This window comes from Rhizobium sp. BK456 (assembly GCF_014194045.1).
GTDB classification, from domain to species: domain Bacteria; phylum Pseudomonadota; class Alphaproteobacteria; order Rhizobiales; family Rhizobiaceae; genus Rhizobium; species Rhizobium redzepovicii.
In genome coordinates, this window is record NZ_JACIAO010000010.1 from 229001 (window position 1) to 245352 (window position 16352).

Annotated in this window: 10 protein-coding genes and 2 pseudogenes; 2 read left to right on the forward strand and 10 right to left on the reverse strand. The window is 58.2% G+C overall.

The window, feature by feature from the left end; genetic code table 11:
* Nucleotides 1-2: 2 nt before the first annotated feature.
* The 10 genes and pseudogenes from FHX03_RS25910 to FHX03_RS25955 form a co-directional block, all read right to left on the reverse strand.
* Nucleotides 3-2555 carry a PglZ domain-containing protein gene (locus FHX03_RS25910; RefSeq protein WP_183856123.1) on the reverse strand — a complete coding sequence of 851 codons (2553 nt, stop codon included), beginning with the start codon at nucleotides 2553-2555 and terminating at the stop codon, nucleotides 3-5.
* Nucleotides 2555-3628 carry a GTP pyrophosphokinase family protein gene (locus tag FHX03_RS25915; protein ID WP_183856125.1) on the reverse strand — a complete coding sequence of 358 codons (1074 nt, stop codon included), beginning with the start codon at nucleotides 3626-3628 and terminating at the stop codon, nucleotides 2555-2557. The genes FHX03_RS25910 and FHX03_RS25915 overlap by 1 nt, the downstream gene beginning before the upstream one ends.
* The gene (locus tag FHX03_RS25920) at nucleotides 3628-5796 is read right to left on the reverse strand and encodes a hypothetical protein (RefSeq protein ID WP_183856127.1); all 2169 of its coding nucleotides are present in this window, start codon (nucleotides 5794-5796) and stop codon (nucleotides 3628-3630) included. The genes FHX03_RS25915 and FHX03_RS25920 overlap by 1 nt, the downstream gene beginning before the upstream one ends.
* A complete protein-coding gene (locus FHX03_RS25925) occupies nucleotides 5793-7727 on the reverse strand; it encodes an Eco57I restriction-modification methylase domain-containing protein (protein WP_183856129.1) in 1935 nt (644 codons plus the stop codon). Before FHX03_RS25925 ends, FHX03_RS25920 begins: the two co-directional genes overlap by 4 nt.
* A gap of 12 nt (nucleotides 7728-7739) precedes the next feature.
* A complete protein-coding gene (gene brxC, locus FHX03_RS25930; RefSeq protein WP_183856131.1) occupies nucleotides 7740-11282 on the reverse strand; it encodes a BREX system P-loop protein BrxC in 3543 nt (1180 codons plus the stop codon).
* 13 nt (nucleotides 11283-11295) lie between these two features.
* Complete coding sequence (locus FHX03_RS25935; RefSeq protein WP_183856133.1) at nucleotides 11296-11871, reverse strand: BREX protein BrxB domain-containing protein; 576 nt, start codon at nucleotides 11869-11871, stop codon at nucleotides 11296-11298.
* On the reverse strand, nucleotides 11868-12653 hold the full coding sequence (locus FHX03_RS25940; RefSeq protein WP_183856135.1) for a BrxA family protein: 786 nt from the start codon (nucleotides 12651-12653) through the stop codon (nucleotides 11868-11870). Before FHX03_RS25940 ends, FHX03_RS25935 begins: the two co-directional genes overlap by 4 nt.
* Nucleotides 12650-13216 carry a BrxE family protein gene (locus FHX03_RS25945; protein WP_183856137.1) on the reverse strand — a complete coding sequence of 189 codons (567 nt, stop codon included), beginning with the start codon at nucleotides 13214-13216 and terminating at the stop codon, nucleotides 12650-12652. The genes FHX03_RS25940 and FHX03_RS25945 overlap by 4 nt, the downstream gene beginning before the upstream one ends.
* A 93-nt stretch (nucleotides 13217-13309) precedes the next feature.
* On the reverse strand, nucleotides 13310-13504 hold the full coding sequence (mads1, locus tag FHX03_RS25950) for a methylation-associated defense system helix-turn-helix domain-containing protein MAD1 (RefSeq protein WP_183856139.1): 195 nt from the start codon (nucleotides 13502-13504) through the stop codon (nucleotides 13310-13312).
* A 178-nt stretch (nucleotides 13505-13682) separates the two neighbouring features.
* Nucleotides 13683-14342, reverse strand: a pseudogene (locus FHX03_RS25955) (SMC-Scp complex subunit ScpB).
* A gap of 118 nt (nucleotides 14343-14460) precedes the next feature.
* On the opposite strand from FHX03_RS25955, the pseudogene FHX03_RS25960 reads away from it, so the two are divergent.
* Nucleotides 14461-14930 (forward strand): annotated as a pseudogene (locus FHX03_RS25960) (hypothetical protein); the annotation flags it as partial.
* A gap of 1174 nt (nucleotides 14931-16104) precedes the next feature.
* Entirely contained in the window at nucleotides 16105-16299 is a 195-nt protein-coding gene (locus FHX03_RS34670) for a transposase (protein WP_246699298.1), read from the forward strand.
* Nucleotides 16300-16352 lie beyond the last annotated feature (53 nt).

Here is a 16352-nt window from a genome sequence, read left to right on the forward strand (position 1 = left end):
GCTCAAACTCCAAGACGAACGGGGATGTCGACGGGTGAGCGATACAGCTCGGCATCTGTTGTCGGGTCCTGAATGACCATACGGAGCGACGGTGAACTCTCATCGCTCAACAGGAACGCGACCGTAACGGGCTTCCCGGCCTGCAGCGTCACGCAGCCTGTCGCGCGATCAAAGTCGCCATCGACTGCCATGCCTACACCGCCAACTTGCTTTCCCGCTGAAACCAATAGGGGCCGAACCACCAGCTCGTTCGAAAAAAGGGAGAGGTTTTTCTCGTCGAATTGGATCGTCACACTGAAAATGCGGTTCGTCACTGCGTTGGGCAGACCTGTTGCTGTCATGGGTCCAGCGGTCGACTTCTCTGCCTCTCGCGCCTTCATACGGACCGTGACCACGGGTATGACCATTTCCTGCAATGATGGGCCACCGTGGTGGAAGGCGAGGTCCCCGCCTGATTTGAAGACGCCACTTCCGAAGGGGAATACGAAGTCCAGGTCAGAGTCATACCCGAGCGCCGAGGCGGCGACCCGGACACAACCTGGCGGCGTCGCTCCGCCGCGCCCGATCCAGCACCTGCGATGAAGGTCGATCTCATCGCCGCCCGGCGCGTCGATCCGCATTGAATCGTCGCGGTCCGATGGGAAGAAAAGATGCCCGTGGTCAGCGGTCAGCACACAATGCTCCACGCCGGCCGCGGCGAGCTTGCGGATCGCCCGGGCTAGATTGTCGATAACCGTATCCATCACTTGGCGGGCCTGGAACGTGAACCCGCGCTCACCGGCATGGTCGATCTCCTGGGACCGCACAATGATCACCGGGGCGCCATCGATCTTCTTGGCAAGTTTCGAGGGCTGAAGACTCAGGAGCTCATCCAGAGCGACGTCGGCCAATCTAGGCACGCGTGAGGCCGCAAATTTCTTCCGTGCTGTCAGATCGGGAAGGAATGCTTCGTCGATTCGTACCCCAAGCGTGCCTGCCTGTTCGATAACACTGAAGCTGGACGATGCTCCGGGCTGTAGCGCGGCCATGCCAATCGGAGTGATGCTGGGTAGCGCGCAGACAGCAGGCCGCACGCTTACCTCTGCCGACTTTGGAAGCCGCTCTGAGAGTTCGACGCCCATCTCGAAACGCATCGCGTCAACGAAGAAGTACGCCACGGGCTTGGGCTGCGCTGAGACGACCTCGCTGTAGATACGCGTCTGGTGCAGGGAGGCAGAGACGGTCCACTTCGCCGCGACGAGAGCCTTAGTAAAGCCATCGGCCATCGCGCGGCACGCGTCTTCGTAAACACCCCGAACGATACCCAGCGGGCGCTCCTGCGGTTCATCGTCGAGGTTGGCGACCCAAGCCTCAAGGCGGCGTTGAGCCTGGTCCAATCGGAACCATCCCTCTTTGGCGACGTAGGCGTCGATCCAGGCGTTAGCGTCACTGCCGGCTTTCCCGACTGCTGCTCGCACAGCCACTCCGACGCTTCCCAGCTCGGCCATGCGACGGCAGGCCTCCCACTGAGCCTTCCGTCCCACATCACGATCAAGCCAAAAGCTATGTTCCCGCTCAGCGATGACATCGAGGGCCTCGTTGAACTTCTTCGCCGCGACCAGATCCCCGCAATGCGCCAGCAGCACCCGCTCCTCAAAACGGAACGTGTCGATCGACCCGAGAGTCGAGGCTGGGACGCCTACGTCGCGAAGCCCCAGCTCGGCTTCCACGCGATCCGCCATCGCGGGATAGCCGTCAGAGAACCTAGCACGAAGCTGAAGGGCGAGTTCTCTGACGGCTGATTCCTCGTCCTTCGACTTGGGTGCTGGTATGGCATTAAGAGAAGAGGGCGGAGGACCGCTGAGGTCGAGTCTGAACTCACCTGCGAGAATGTACCGAAGCGTAATGGATCGAAGCTTTGGCAAGGCGGCATCGTTTGGAAGCTCCAGGCCGAGTTTCGAGAGCACCAGCTTCAGCAACTCGCGAGTTGCCTCTTTGCGCTCGATCTCAGCATCACGCTGGTTGCTTGCGAGCCACGACGCGATGATGCCGTCGCTCCCGGACGTGTTGTGGAAAATCGACTTCAGAATCGATGGCGACTCGGTCGACGAAGCATCTGAGGATGCGCGCGCAAGATCTTCATAAGAGACGCGTTCCGGCGTCAGCATTTCATCAATCACGCCGTCGGTGTAACGTTGACGCAGCACATTGCGCGCGAGCCGCTTCAACTGCGGCTCGTAGCAATCTCCGGCTTTTTCGAGTTCCATCAATACGGAGCCATGGCGATCACGCTCGCAGCTCGGCAGGTAGATGATCACGCATTCGGCCAGCTCATCGCCGCATACGAAGGGTTCGACAACCGTACGCAGTTCGAACATCGAGCCGTTATATTCGACCAGCCGAACGCGGATGCTGCCGACCACGACAGACACAGGCTCATCGTTGATCCGCGCACCACCCCGTAATTCAGCGATGAACGACGCGAACTCGCGGCGAAGGTCGTACCAAACGACCACCTTCCTGGCCTTCAGCCTCTCGGCGAGCTGCTTCGAAATGTAGTCATGCAAGGGGTGCATCAGCTGAGACCTCCGCTTTCCACCTTGGATAATTCTAGAAAGCGGGCCGCGAACCAGCGAAGGCGCGAGACGCCGTCGGAGACGGCATCGCCCGACGACGAAACAATGTAATTTGCGACCTTGGGTAAAAGCAGAATGAGCAGAAGGTCGGAGGAGTTTCGGTCCGGCGTGAACCGCGCATTACCGTTGGCCGCCAGTTTCCCCGTGAACTCATCGAGCGCGTTCTGAGCGGCTGCCGTCATCGGCTCGGCAACGGCGATCAACTTTCTGATACTTTCGGGCGATACGAGTCGGACTGGTTGTAGCGCTTCGTAGAGCGGGCCGGCGTTTCGACCAAAATCAATGCCGGGGAACCAGCCACGGACACGTGCGACAAAGTCATAGACGTCCGTGAACACGCCGCCATGTTCGCGCTGCCGTCGCTCGGTCTCGGAGAACAGGCTTCCTATTGTCATATCTCCTTGCCGAACTGCATGGCCCAGCATGACAAGCAGATTGCGCTCCTGGTCTGAAAGTGACCCGGTGAGAGGCTTGTAGCCAAGATCGTGCTCAACCTCGTTCCAGACATGAGCCATCATGCTGCACACTTGGACCTCGCAAGGGACATCCGAGACGTTCGCGTAGGTGCCGATTACATCGCCTCCCGGCAGAAATGCCTCGATATGGGTAGCGCGATAGAAGTTGTTGTTATCCGCCGCGTTCTTGTCCTTCCGCTCGCTGTTCGGCGAAGCGCCACGCAAATCCGCGAACCGGTTGCAGACCAGCTGAACGACCTGATCCTCGTGCCTTTGTTCGTAGGTCGCTATTCGAACAGCGGCGAGATCTCGCACCGCGTCAAATACCGACTGCACACTCGGAAGGTCCTTCTTCCCAGAAGCAGCGAAGCGACGGAGCTTTCCCTCAAGGCTCTTGGGACTTTTTGCGCGAAATGTGACTTGCGCTCGGATAGCGTTACCTTCGATAATTTCAAATCTGCAGATCTCGGCAACGCGCGCTGAGAGTTTTAGATATCTGTCGTATTCGCGATGATAGCGGAGAACGGCGTTTTTGATTGTGTCTTCGGAGATCGTCACTATGAGGACCTCCGTGTTCTTGCAGTCGAATCGTTCGGCGCTGATGCTTCCATCAGTTCCTGCAAAGCGGCCTTGACTCCAACCGAAGTCCGTTCACGAACGAGCTCGTTGTTCGGGCGCGTCGGGATAGATCGTGGAAGCCATTTCCCATCGTCTCCTTCTACCCAAAAGACGTCTTCAAGTCCGTGGACGATGGCAAGACTGCGGTCTGTCGCGCATTTGGGAACGAGTCGCTCGGGCCACAGCTGCATCGCGACGTGCGCCCAATCGTACTTCCCAGCGGCGAGCTCCTCCCACTTGCTTTTGAGTTCTTTCTGCCAGGGTTTGTGCTGGGGAACGAGCCGCCAAAGGGGGGCCATCGTCAGAACCACGCCGTCGTCGAGGACTGGGTTCCAAAGTGGCGCGACTCGTTTCACCTCAGCGAGGAGAGAACGAAGCTCTTCAACGAAGGCTTCCTGCTCGACGATTTCTTTGCGTTCCGTCGCCGACGGATTTGGGCCGGCGCCTTGCACCAAGCTCGTTAGCTTCCGCTCTTCATGAGTAAGCTTGGGGGTGACCACGTCATTCTGAACCTGGAATAGACTGTCGGGAGTGAGCCGGTGCACGTAAAGCCAGACACTGTATTTTCCAGAAGGCACGGCGAACTGCCAAACTATCGGTGCCTTACGACGACTTTTGCAGTGACGCTTTAGGTGGTGTTCGAAGAAGCTCGATGCGAACCAACTTCTTATGTCATGCCCCTTCGGCTCCAGGAGTACGCCGATTTCACTCCACCAGTTATCGGCGCTTGCCTTGAAGACTTCGTCAAACACCCTTCGTATAAACTTGGTCAAGTCGTACCGATGTCCGACGTCATCGACCAGAATGCCGTTTTCGGGGAATATGATGGGATAACCATCAGGTGCCCTCGCGAGCGGTAGTCCATCGTCCCCCGTTAGCATGGCCGTCGAACAAATCGGTAGGTGGCTAAATGGATCGGGCTCTGCCGGCAGAGAACGCTCGCCTGTCGCAAGGCGAATGTCGAAACGGCCCAAGGCCACACCAACCGCCCAAGACATCAGCTCGGCAGCAAGGGTGACCGTATCGGCGCCGTCGTCGCGCTCTATCTTCTCATCTGGATCGCCGTCGTTGTCAGCGTCGGTATCGATCTCCGGAAGATCATCTCCGTCGCTTTTGAAGCCTTTCCTGACTACCAGACGATCCGTTTCGCCAACCTGATAGAAGTCCAGGCAGAGATCATCGATCTCGGATTGGATAGCAGCCAAATCGGCCTTCACGGCCCGGACGTGCTCAGCCCAACGGCTGGCCCGCGCGTCAACCGTCCCACCCTGAACCTGCAGAAAAGCTGGTAACGCAAACGCATGAGAGGTCTCTGTCCGACGATCAAGCGTCCGCGTCAACGACCAAGCCCTTTGGGCTAGCGAGCCTAGGATGGCGGAAGATTCAATTTTGTTAACCTTAGGAACGGGGGTTCTTTGAATAACGCCCACTTCATATGATCCGAACGCCATCTGTAGTTCTATTAGCGCACGAAAGATCCTAGAATTGACGATCGCCAACAGCGTGAGCAGGTCATCGCTATCGTCCTCATCGACAAATGCCGCTGGTCCTTTATCGCCGAAAATGCAGCCCGCCGGCATCGCCCGAAGAGAGAGACCACCTTGTGTCCTCCGCGGCCAAGTTAGGCCCGGTCGGAGGTAATGTTCGCTCCCGTGAAGCTCTGCCGTCCAGTTAGGCGACCAACCGCGAGTGCTCCGATATGTTACGAGGTATTCCTTCAGCGCTCGTGCGTCATCTCTCCAGTCAAGCACAAGGTGGATGTCTGCGTAATACGGCGAAAATGCTCCGCCTTTTGAAAAGCCGACCCACGTTGACGTCGCTAGGTAGGGCACCTCCCAGGCAGCTCGAATCCATCGAAAATCATCGAGAGTCTTCCCACCAGACGCAGCGATGCGCCCTTCGGCACCAAAGGACGGAAAATCGACGAACAGCTTTCGCAGCGCGTCACTAACCCAGTATGCAAACGGTGCTCGTGGCACTATGGCAAAACTGCGGGGGTCAACTTCGAACCGCTGCAGCGTCTCTGTCGGGTTCGCCTCACGGATTGCCTGGCGAAGTGCCATGGATTTGTCGGCGGCGTCGAGCACACGAAGGAAAACCGTCTTCATCTCGTCACCTCGGCTGCCTTCTCCAGACAATAGGCGGCGACCTCAACCATTGCACTATCCAGAACACCGTTTCCCAGGTCACTGAACACCACAGGCGGGGCTCGCTTTAGCAAGATTTCCTCTCGCCATTTTTGAAAGCTCGACAGGAAGAAACCTGTCCGCGATGTAATCGCGCCCAGTAAACCACCTGGAAAAAGGAGCTGAATGCCACGTTCGACGAAGGCTGCGTAGACGTCATTCTTAGTATGCGGGTAGCTCTTCTCAAACACCCTCTTAGCGGCAAGACTACAAGCACCGAAGGGAGGGTTCATCAGCACGACGTGAAACTTAGTTCGCACCAGATCGATCAGCGCGACTCCCTGGACGGCGTCGTCCACGAAGAGTCGGCGACGCACGCTATGGGCGCCAGTTGTTGACTCCGCGAAGGTGCGCAATGCCTCAATGATTCGGACTTCCGCCTCGTGGAAAAAGCCGTCGTCATCGATACCAGAGAGATCCAACGAACCCTGTTTGGCATCCGGCTCCATGCCGGGCAGAAATCCGGTGGTCTGCCGCTGCTTTACAAACTGCTCACGAGCCCGGCGCAGCTCGCCGGCGATGCCGACTTCGACGCCAAGAAGTGTGCCAAGCTCGCCAGCCAGGCGGCTCTCGCCGATCATCTTCAAAAAAAGGTCACGCAACAGCGGTGGATCGAGGCGAGAGGCGAATTCGTCAACAAGCCCAACATCGCCGGGCATTGGCTCTGCCACCACTATATGCGTGCGTCGAATACGCGGTCGATCGGGTGCAGCAACGCTGAAATCCTTCCACGCCCGTTGCGCCCGCAGCCATAGCGCCAAAGCCGCAATCTGCGCACAACGTGGGTCGATGTCTACGCCATGAAGATTATGCTCGACAATCAGCCTCGGAACTGCTCGACGCAGTTCGGCCAGCTCCGGGTAGTCTTCCCGCAGCGAACGGTCTGATGCCTCACTAATGGGACCGGCATCCCCAGTCGACCAGGCCTCCTCGTAGATCACCAGTAGGAGGTCAAAGCTGTAGAGTAAGAAATGTCCTGAGCCGCAGGCGGGGTCAAGAAGGCGGAGGTCGCGAGGATCCTTCCGCTGGCGTGTCTGAACTGGTTCGTCAGCGGAGCGAACGAGGTACTCGCAGAGTTCAGCTAGCCGGGTTTGCTCGCCGTACATCTCAAGCCAGAGGCGACCAAGCGTGTTGTCGACAAGAAATTGGACAACATATCGCGGCGTGAAGAATTGGTTGCGTACGGCCAGTTCGCGGCTGTTGCGCGGAGCCTGGCTCTCCTCGCGCATCCTCTTGCGTTCCTCGCCGCTATTGAAGAACTGGTAGACCCATCCGATCGTCTCATCCTCAGCCCAAACCTCGCATAAATCAGGCGCGTTGAGGATGGCCAGCAGCGCCTCAAACGTCGGCCGCTTGGGCCACAGGACGGAGGCGGCGTCCCGGCGGTCAAACAGGACCTTTATCTCGGTTGAGAACTCGTCGAACAGGCTCTCAACATAGAGGCGATAGCCTGCGGCATCGGGGAGCAATGCCAACCCTGGTGCCATTCCACAGAACTCTCTGAAACCCGCGGACTGTTCGCCTTTCGTGATGCACTCCTGAACTAGTTGGCGCGCCTCCAGCATCTTAAGCGCCACAAAGCGATTAAGCGCCGTGAAGGCGGAATCCCGCACATAGTCCGTGACCGCCTCCACGGCCGTCGGGCCAGCGGCACGTTTGTGTTCAATGGTGGCGACGATCTTATCACGCTGAAATTGCTGGCGGACGGAAAGATGCGCACCGCCTTTTGGAGCGATAACGCCGCTTCGCAAGACGTCGAATGTCCCTTCGAGCTGCGACGAAAAATCCTCCTCGAGCAGCTTCCGCGCCTGCTGTGTCGCTCGTTCAATGGCGTTGCGCGTCGCCTTATCCATGAAGTGCGCCGATCATTGAACGATCACCTTCTTGCCGGTGCCGATCAGGCGCGAACATTCATCCCGAATGCCGGCGAGGGCGGCATCGAGCTGTTCCTCGGTCTCAACCCCCCCAGAGAAATAGCCGCCTAGCCTCACCGTCGCGACCCGATCACCATCGACGATGCGGTGCAGTTCCGCGATGGCGTCCTGAAGACGAGTCTCGCAGGCATCTAACTCAGAGCGGAGCTGAGGAATCGGCACCCGCTCCTGTTCTCGCGTCTTGCCGCGTTCCAAGGGCGCCGCCAGCCTCTGCTGCTGATCCTGATCGACGACATCCCAGCCGGGAGTATGTGCCAACCGGTCGAGGGCCTGTGTGTAGGCCACAATCCGAACTTCCAGCGCTTCATCAAACCGACGGGCGTACTCGGCGTCGATGGCCGACGCGTTTTGTTCAATCGTCGGCAGCTCTCGGTAGAAGGTCTCACGGGCAAGGAGGTCTTCGAGCTCCGCCGCCCTTGCTCGGAGGTCTTCGCTCACGTCAGACTCGCCGCGCAGGAAGGGCCAGGCCGTCTTTAGTGCCTCGCGCGCACGGTCTAGATCCCGCAAGCGAGATTCCGACAGTGCTTGCTCAAGCTCTATGGCCCGCTTGATCGCCTCCTTAATCGAGCGATGCGACGCATTAAATGTCGCGATCGCGTTGTCCTCTGAATCGCGAAGAACGGCTTTCATCTGACCGATCGCACCCTCGAGCACCGCAGCACCTGGGAGTCGATATGCGATGAGCTGGCCGTGTGCTGAGGCAACCGGGTCCTCATGCCGCGCGACCTCCTTGCGAAGCTCGGACACAATGGCTCCGGCGTTGAGCTCCCGGACTTCGCTTCCAAACGTGTCCCGAAAGGCCTCGGACGCCTTTACAAGCTCCTCGAACTCGATGCCCTTCTTGGGGCGGAACGAGGCTTGACGGAAGAAATTGTTGTTCGAAAAGGTGTCGCGGGCTTCGACCCCCGTTGCGGAGTCTATTGTCTGACCTTTGCTGGTCACCTGAATCTTTCCGGCGCGCAGCAACGAGAGCGCAAGCAACCGGACGATTTCAAAGTCCCAACCGAATGGCTCCTTCGCTAGCTCGTCAGCCAGAAATCGGCCGCTGGCGGTGTCACCATAGTTGGCGCGCTCCTCAATGCGAGACAAGACCTCAGCTAAGACGCCGCTTTCAACACGAAAGACCGTCTTTCCTTTCTCGTCACGCAAAAGACCGAGGCCACTGAACACTGACGGGAGGCCCTGTAGGTTCTCCGCGACGAACAGCGCATCGACGCCCTTCTTCACGTCGGCCGGCCGTGCGGCGGCTTCCTTAAAGCGGTCGAACACTTCCGGCAGTACATCGCGCAGAATGTCGGCAGCGCTCTTGCCCATATCGACCGCCCGATCGTCTGGACTGCGGTCATTGCCACGGAAACTGACGCTACCTGCTAAGCAACCGGCCCTAATGAGCCGGCGCAGTTCATCCTGGTGCCGCCTTTGTCGGATCTTCTCTTCGCCGATGAGCGCGGTTTCGTCCGCCGTCTTGGCTTCGCGTTCTTTTCTTGCCAGCATCTCCTTGGACCGGAAGAGCTCCACGGTCTCGCGATCTATGGCGTCGTTGAGAGCGACACCCCAAAACACACCCTTGCGTTCCTGCTGACTGCGGGCACGTAGTTCAGTCGCGAGTGCCTGAAAGGACTCCCCAACTTCCGCGAGATGGACGTGAAACATCATGTCGCCATCGACGATTTCACGACCATGTATGGAAAGGCCCGCTTTGAACGTCTTTGTGTCAAGGAGGGTATGGGTTGGCTGCGGCTGCCAGAACGAGGCCAGTACCTCGGAGTAGATCCGATGAGCATCGCCCGGCTTCGGGCCAATGCCGTTGCGAATGCGCTCCCAGTCGTCTTCCGCCGGCGTCGGAATTCGATATCCGTCGTCGCCAAGGCGAACCTTGTTAGCTGCTTCAAGCTGACGCAGCGCATCCTTCACCGCGGCGAGTTGTGAATCTCCGGCGACATCAGGATGGAGCGCGGCGGTAATGTTCTCCGCCGTGCGGTGAACGCTCTTCACGTACTGCAGCAGGCAAATCACCTTCGCGACTGGCTGTGCTAGGTGGTGTTCAAGCTCCTTGGAAATGGCTGAAATCTTCGCCCGCACTTCAGAGCCAATGTTGCCTTCGACGAGATCGTAGACCTGATCAAGTCGGGCCACGGCGCCGACTGGCTGGTCTGCAAGGTTGACAGCAGGATTGATCAGCAGCTGTTGCGCCAGCTTGATGATGGTGCGGTTTGCTCCGCCCACGTGCTTGCTAGCTCCACCCTGCGTGCGTAGCCCTGAGACCACCTGGATGATTAGATCGATCTGATAGGGCAGAAGCGGATAGAGATCGACGAAACTGTCGCGAGTCAGTTCTGGCAGCCTGATATCGGCAGTGAGGCGGGTGTGCTCAGTGAACCTCCCCCGGTGCTGGTCGAAGAGCTGTCCTAACGCCCTCTCCGCCGGAGCGTTCTTGGATAGAACGCGTCGACTGGTGACTTCCGAAATGTCGGAGGGTTCCAAGTGCACCTGCAGAGGGAAGCGGTCCATCAGGCGCGCAAGCTCGATCTTCTTGTCATCGAGACCGCTAACAAGCTCGCCAAGCTTTTCTTGCGAGGTAACGACAATCCAGTGTTTGCCTCGACCTTTGACTCCGAGGCTCTGGACGACGGCCTGTAGGTCGAGCATCTTTTGTATATCGCGAGCAACGAACTGGCCGACTTCGTCAACAACGAACATGAGGGCTTGGCCAGGTCGCCGTCGCTTCATCAATTCATTGGCGCGCTCTGCCAGTTTCCCGGGAGAGATGTCAGCCTTGTTTTTGACTGCCTTTACCCATGAGTCGGCCATAGGGTACGTCTCGGGATCGAGGCTGTGGAGAACCCGGCTCGCCTCACTAAGAGCGAAAGCAACCTTGCCTTTCTCGAATGACCATTCCTTCTGGAAGAGACGACCGTACTCCGCCTCAAACCTCTCAAGTTGCCCTTTCTCTTCAAGGGCGATTTCCAATTCGGAGAGGTCGAGATCTTTGGCATAGCCAAGGCTCTGAAGGAAAAGCCCGTACATGATCTCGGTGAGAGACTGGTTACCGCTCCTAATCCCTCGATCAGTCGAGACATCGAAGATAACGGCGTGGGTAGGAATCTGCTCGTTTATCGCCTTTAGGAGGACTTGAAGCTTATTGTCGCCAGCTCTTTGAGCGAATCGATCACCGGCTGGAATTCCAGCGACCGCGCGATTCTCGATCGATAAGCCCAGCATCTTTGCGAAGCTGGACTTACCCGAGCCGAAGAAGCCTGACACCCAAATCGCAATACCCTCGTGCGGTTTGTTCGGGGTCTCGCGAAAGGCGTCGAAGATATTGGTGTAGTGAGACCGAATGGCGTCGGTCACCACATACTCATTGATTTCGTCGCGTAGGATGTCGTCGCTGGTTTGATCGACCTTAATGACTTCCTCGATGCGACGATGGATGTCATTTGCAAAAAGACTTTTGATCGGTTCGTTGGCCATCATTGAAATCCCGTCAAAAGATTTTTGGGCGATAGTTATGCTCGGCTGCGAGCACGCCCATGAACCGGAGCCCTGCGGCACCGTCGAGATCGCCTGGGTAGAACAAGACCGTCGGCACGGTGACGCGTCCCTTCAGCTGCTCCAACAATGAGAATGTGCGGTAGACGGGGAACAAGGCGCCGGTCCGCAGGATGAAGACGATGTCGCGAAGCGGATCGGGATCGTCTGGCATCCGCGCAGCGACGAGATCAACAAGGGGCGCATACTCAGAAAGGACCGAGTGCACCGTTTCAATTATCGTTTCCGTGCCTTGCTCACGTTCCGCCGCAAACCAATCTTCGAGTGGTCGTTGAGACTGCATTGCCTGGTCCAGACACTGAGCCAACGATATGCGGCTGACGCGCTTTCCCTTTTGGGTAAGCCGGGTCTCGAGCAGAGTGATTTGCTTACGCAACTCAAACTCCTCTTCGGGCCCATAGCGGACGAGTGCATAGGGCATGTCATGGTACGCGCTTATGCGTTCTCGCGGGTCGGCCAAGTCTAGTATCGGCTCGAGAGCAGTCCTGATGCGGTGTGCGAGATCGCTCATGCCACCATCCTTTCCGCATATTCGCAGGCGTTGGCACACGGCAGTGTGAGTTGGACGATGCTGCCGGCGATCTGATAGTCCACCTTCTGATACTGATGCAGTCGAAGGAGCTCCCGCTCTACATCTAATGATTGCATCAGGAACATCCGCCAGTCCACCGATTCGAGAACCTTACGTGGGCTTTGCTGTTCCTCGCGAAATGCATAAAGAAGGTAAATAAAGCTCCGCTCCGGTAGGTGGTAACTCGCGAACTCTTTAGCGACGCTTCCCCGAAGCAGACCAAAATCGACGGCCATCTTTAGCAGAGCGGTGGCTACGCGATTGAGGGTCGTCTCACTCCAAGCATGTTCAGTGGTGCCACCTCTGCGCCCGACATTGAGAAGGTGATCGTGGAGATCTTCGGTGCGAACGCGATACGTGCCGGAAACGAAAGTTGGAAAAAGCCAGTTGATCAGAAAATCACGAAGCAGGAACTCGTCGCGTGTCATGTGCCAAAGCAGGATCGGCTTCCATTCCTCAATGGGGAAACCGTGCTTTGCCAAAAGCACGAGCGCGCGATCACGGGCGTTCGGATCGAAGCGCCGGTTCAGCACCTTGGCGACATCTCGGAGCCAAGTGGTTGTGCTTGCGCCGATAAAATTCTGCTGCCTCAAGCGATCCAGATTCTCTTTCTTGGAAGAGGCAAAATCCCATGCGGCGAATACCGCATATGTCTCATCGATCATCGCGCCCTTGATGAGGGTGAATGACGAAGCAACGTGGGATCGGGCGGCCGGCTTCATAGGTTGTCCAGGCGCGCGTATGGGACGGCCAATGCGCCCGGCGTGCCACGGCCGAATCCGAGCGCAAGAGATGCGATGTCCTGATTGGTGCTGGTGAACGGCGCAGGCAAGGGCACCGCGCGTCCTTCAGCGGAAAGCCGCAAGTGTGAAAACAGCGCTGAATCGTCGTGGGTAATCAAATTGAAAGATTGGAGCGCCGTCGTCACCTCTGTCTCTTTCAGTGCCTCCAATTCCAGAAAAAAAGGCTTCCATGTGTCAGCCTGATCAAGACAGCGCTCCCAATGCGCTTCGAATTCTTCCTCCACGGATTCGGGAAGTCGCCAGAGCGTCACGCTCTGCGGAGGATCGAAGACTTCACTACAGCGGAAATCTGCGACTGCGAATACGGAGCGAGCTTGCGCAAAATAATGGGTGCGAGGAAATCCTCGCCGGATCGCGGCACCGCCAAGGCGACCGAGCTGCCCGCGAGTATTCCACCATTTGGCGAGATCCATTTCACCAATCCGGGCCACGACCAATCGCAATTTCAACAGCCGATCGAAATCGATTCCTGCCTTCTTCATTGGCAGAACGCTTTGATAAAGCTAGAAACTGAGCGCAAGCCACAACCGATCTCCGGTGATATCTGTGGTCTCCCGCACGAAGGGGCAGCCATCTCAGCTCTTTCCCTCATCGCGGGTGCTTGCCTTCAGTTGCTCGATCCATTGATCAATTTCGATGCGCTGAAATCGCCACTGCCCTCCCACCTTGAAAGCGGGAAGTTGACCCTTCTGAGCCATGGTGTAGACGGTCCTCTCAGCGACCTTGAGCAATTGGGCCACCTCCGGTAGCGTTAGGATTTCATCCGGCATAGACCGGTCCTCCCTGGAAAGAAGGCCTTTAGATGCCAGCATCTGCCGAAAATCACCAGATCAAGTCAAGGCCAGCGAGCACTATTCAACAAATATCCCGCATATTTGGCTAACGTGGCACGCGATGACATAGTTGCCGTTAAAAGCGCGACGAGTCGCCAAGACACAAGGGCGCAATTCACTCGATTATGGACGCTCCCTCGTCCTCCTCGGCGCCGCCGGTTTGTGAGGTGGCGATCTCGCTCTGCACAGCATGTCTGCTCAGCAGACCGGCATCCTCAAGCGCCTCGATGTTGGAAGGTCGCGCAATGTCTCCAAGGCGGCGAGGAAGTGGGGCGTCGTCATATAAGTATAAAGGCGCACCCGGCGTCGGGCCGCGAAGTGCCTCGATCGTATCGCGACTCACTTCTTTGACAGCTCGCTGCGTGTGACCGGCTGGAAATATCCCACCGCGATCAACACCATCGCCTCAAACTCCGACAGTGCCGCCGCCCCTCCCCGCGTCGGCGCCGACGAGGCGCGGATCGTTTCGGCAAACCGCATCCGGGTGCGATGTTGCCAGCCGCCGGCGACCGACACCAGTTCTTAGGGTCTGTCACGCAGTTCCTCGATGAGATTGTCGACAGCAGGTCGATGCTGCATCCTTTCCCACCACCCGCGCCAGCGTCTCGCGGTCGACCGGCTCCGCCGAAGCAAAAATCACCGCCTCGACGCGCAGCATCCATTCCCGCCAGCGCAGCTCGGCCGGCAAGTCCTCCAGCTCCCGATCATACAAAACCTCTTGCTGTCGGTCTTTTGCCAAACGCCGGCCGATTTTGGCTGCGCTGGGTCCGGCCATGATCACAATCCATAAATCCGGAACGACCTTCTGCCAAATGCGTCTTTCGCCTCTCCTCCAGCCTCACTCGTGCCGAGAACCCGTCAAGCTACATGGTTGAGCTAATTGGCCACTATGCTCAAACGCCTTCAAGAACGCCTATTCGTCCTTCTTCGGATCGAAGCCATTTTCGCCTGATGTTACCCAATTTACTCGACCTCTATCACCATATTGGCGCTTACATTGATCGCCACCGTGGCGTTCTTTTGGGTGACGGCAAAGATCCAGGTACATTTTTCGTCAAGACCGTCGAGGAGACAAGCACGGACGCCGCATACGATCAGACGACCTTCTATGAGGCGAGTGCTACGGCATCTATAATCCTTACACTGGCCGCGGTGCCCTGCCCGGCTTGCTTCCCGATCGACCACATAACGCGCGCGACGTGCTGGCCACGCATATCCTGAAGCTTACCGGCTTCTACGAGCAGGCAAGCTACGCGATCCAGGATACGCCCGATCTGATCCAGCAACTACGGCCGCTTCCTGCCGCAGGATAAGGCGGTGCATTGCGCACGCATTTTTGAACCAAGTCTGGGAGGCCGCCTAGAGGAGTGGCCGCCCGACGGCCCGTCTATCGTGCCAACGGGCCGCCTGGTTTCCAGTAGCTGGAGCAGATCTGGTGGCACGGGGGATTCCGATTTTTTGTGAATCATGATTCACTTCCTTTAGGACGAAGCGCCGCCTCCCCATGGCCGAGCATGCTGATACGCTGTCGGGGAAGGCGTTGCGCGAGCTCGTGACTGGTCCGGTGGAGCGGGCTGATCGGGCGGAAATCCGGATTGAGGCGCTTGAGGCTGTCAACCGAAAGCTTCGAGAAGAAAACGACCTGCTCAGGGTAGAGAACACGCGGCTGAAGGTCGACAACCAGCTTCTGCGCGATGAGATTGCGCGGCTTAAAAACCTTCCGCCACGCCCACCATTCAGGCCCTCGGGTATGGACCAGGCAACCAGCGACAAGGCGGTTGCCGGCAGCCGAAAGCCTGCGCGGCGTCGCGGGCCGAAGGGCGACGCGGGGAGCGCCACGCCCTTCCTTATGGTTTCTCGCAGGCCCCACGCGCTCCTCCCTCGTTCGTCATCGCCGAGGCGCTCCCGAGCAGCGTGGAGGACGCAACCCGAGCCTGGAACCATGGTCAGCCGGCGTCCCTTGTTCCGGCGTTCTCGCCCGTGGGCGCAAGCGGGAGCTCTCAGGTTCCCTGGCCACCCATCCCATGCCTTTGCCTGTTCCAAGACCCCGGCCGAGCCGGCAGAATCTCGCCCTAGTGATTCCGCCGCTGCTGCCCCCGGGCCCAACAGACCGAAGGCTCTCAGAAACTACATGATTTCGGGGCTAACCCAAGGCTTCAGCATCCGCTGTCTACGCTTCACGAACGACGTCGCCGCCGTCCATGCAAGACTCGCTTCCGGCTGGCGGGCTGCGCCTTTGCCGGAAGGGCGTCGAACCCTCTGGGTGACTACAAAAGGTTTCAGGATTTACATTCCATTCTCCTTTTCAGGGCTTGCCCTGACGCAAGCTGGATCCACGCCGAGCGTTTGCTGCACAAGCTGATGCCGGCGACGCCCGGCCAAGTGAAACACGTCGAAACCCTGCGGGATCTTATCTGGCACTTTTACAAGGCCTGAAAGCCTATCAGCGAAGACCTGATCCCCGTGCAGCCCGGGGCCTTCAGGCTCGGTTCGATCGGATTTTTTCCATCCGCACCGGTTATGGCGACCTCGACAAACTGGTGTTTCGACTTGGTCGCCGCAAGGCCGAACTGCTGCGGGTTCTGGAGCGGCCTGAAACCCCGCTCCATACCAATGCGTCGGAAAGAGATCTGCGCGGATTTGTCATCAAGCGAAAGATCTCCGGCGGCACGGTCAGTCGCAACGGTCGGCAGGCGCGCGACAGCATGCTCGGCCTGATGAAGACCTGCTAAAAGCTCGGCCTGTCGTTCTGGCACTATCTGGGTGATCGGCTGGGGATCAATGC

Bases quoted from the DNA above. Each gene is read 5' to 3' on its own strand.
- FHX03_RS25910 (WP_183856123.1), bottom strand. From the start codon at position 2,555: ATGCACCCCTTGCATGACTACATTTCGAAGCAGCTCGCCGAGAGGCTG.
- FHX03_RS25920 (WP_183856127.1), bottom strand. From the start codon at position 5,796: ATGAAGACGGTTTTCCTTCGTGTGCTCGACGCCGCCGACAAATCCATG.
- FHX03_RS25925 (WP_183856129.1), bottom strand. From the start codon at position 7,727: ATGGATAAGGCGACGCGCAACGCCATTGAACGAGCGACACAGCAGGCG.
- brxC (WP_183856131.1), bottom strand. From the start codon at position 11,282: ATGGCCAACGAACCGATCAAAAGTCTTTTTGCAAATGACATCCATCGT.
- FHX03_RS25935 (WP_183856133.1), bottom strand. From the start codon at position 11,871: ATGAGCGATCTCGCACACCGCATCAGGACTGCTCTCGAGCCGATACTA.
- FHX03_RS25940 (WP_183856135.1), bottom strand. From the start codon at position 12,653: ATGAAGCCGGCCGCCCGATCCCACGTTGCTTCGTCATTCACCCTCATC.
- FHX03_RS25945 (WP_183856137.1), bottom strand. From the start codon at position 13,216: ATGAAGAAGGCAGGAATCGATTTCGATCGGCTGTTGAAATTGCGATTG.
- mads1 (WP_183856139.1), bottom strand. From the start codon at position 13,504: ATGCCGGATGAAATCCTAACGCTACCGGAGGTGGCCCAATTGCTCAAG.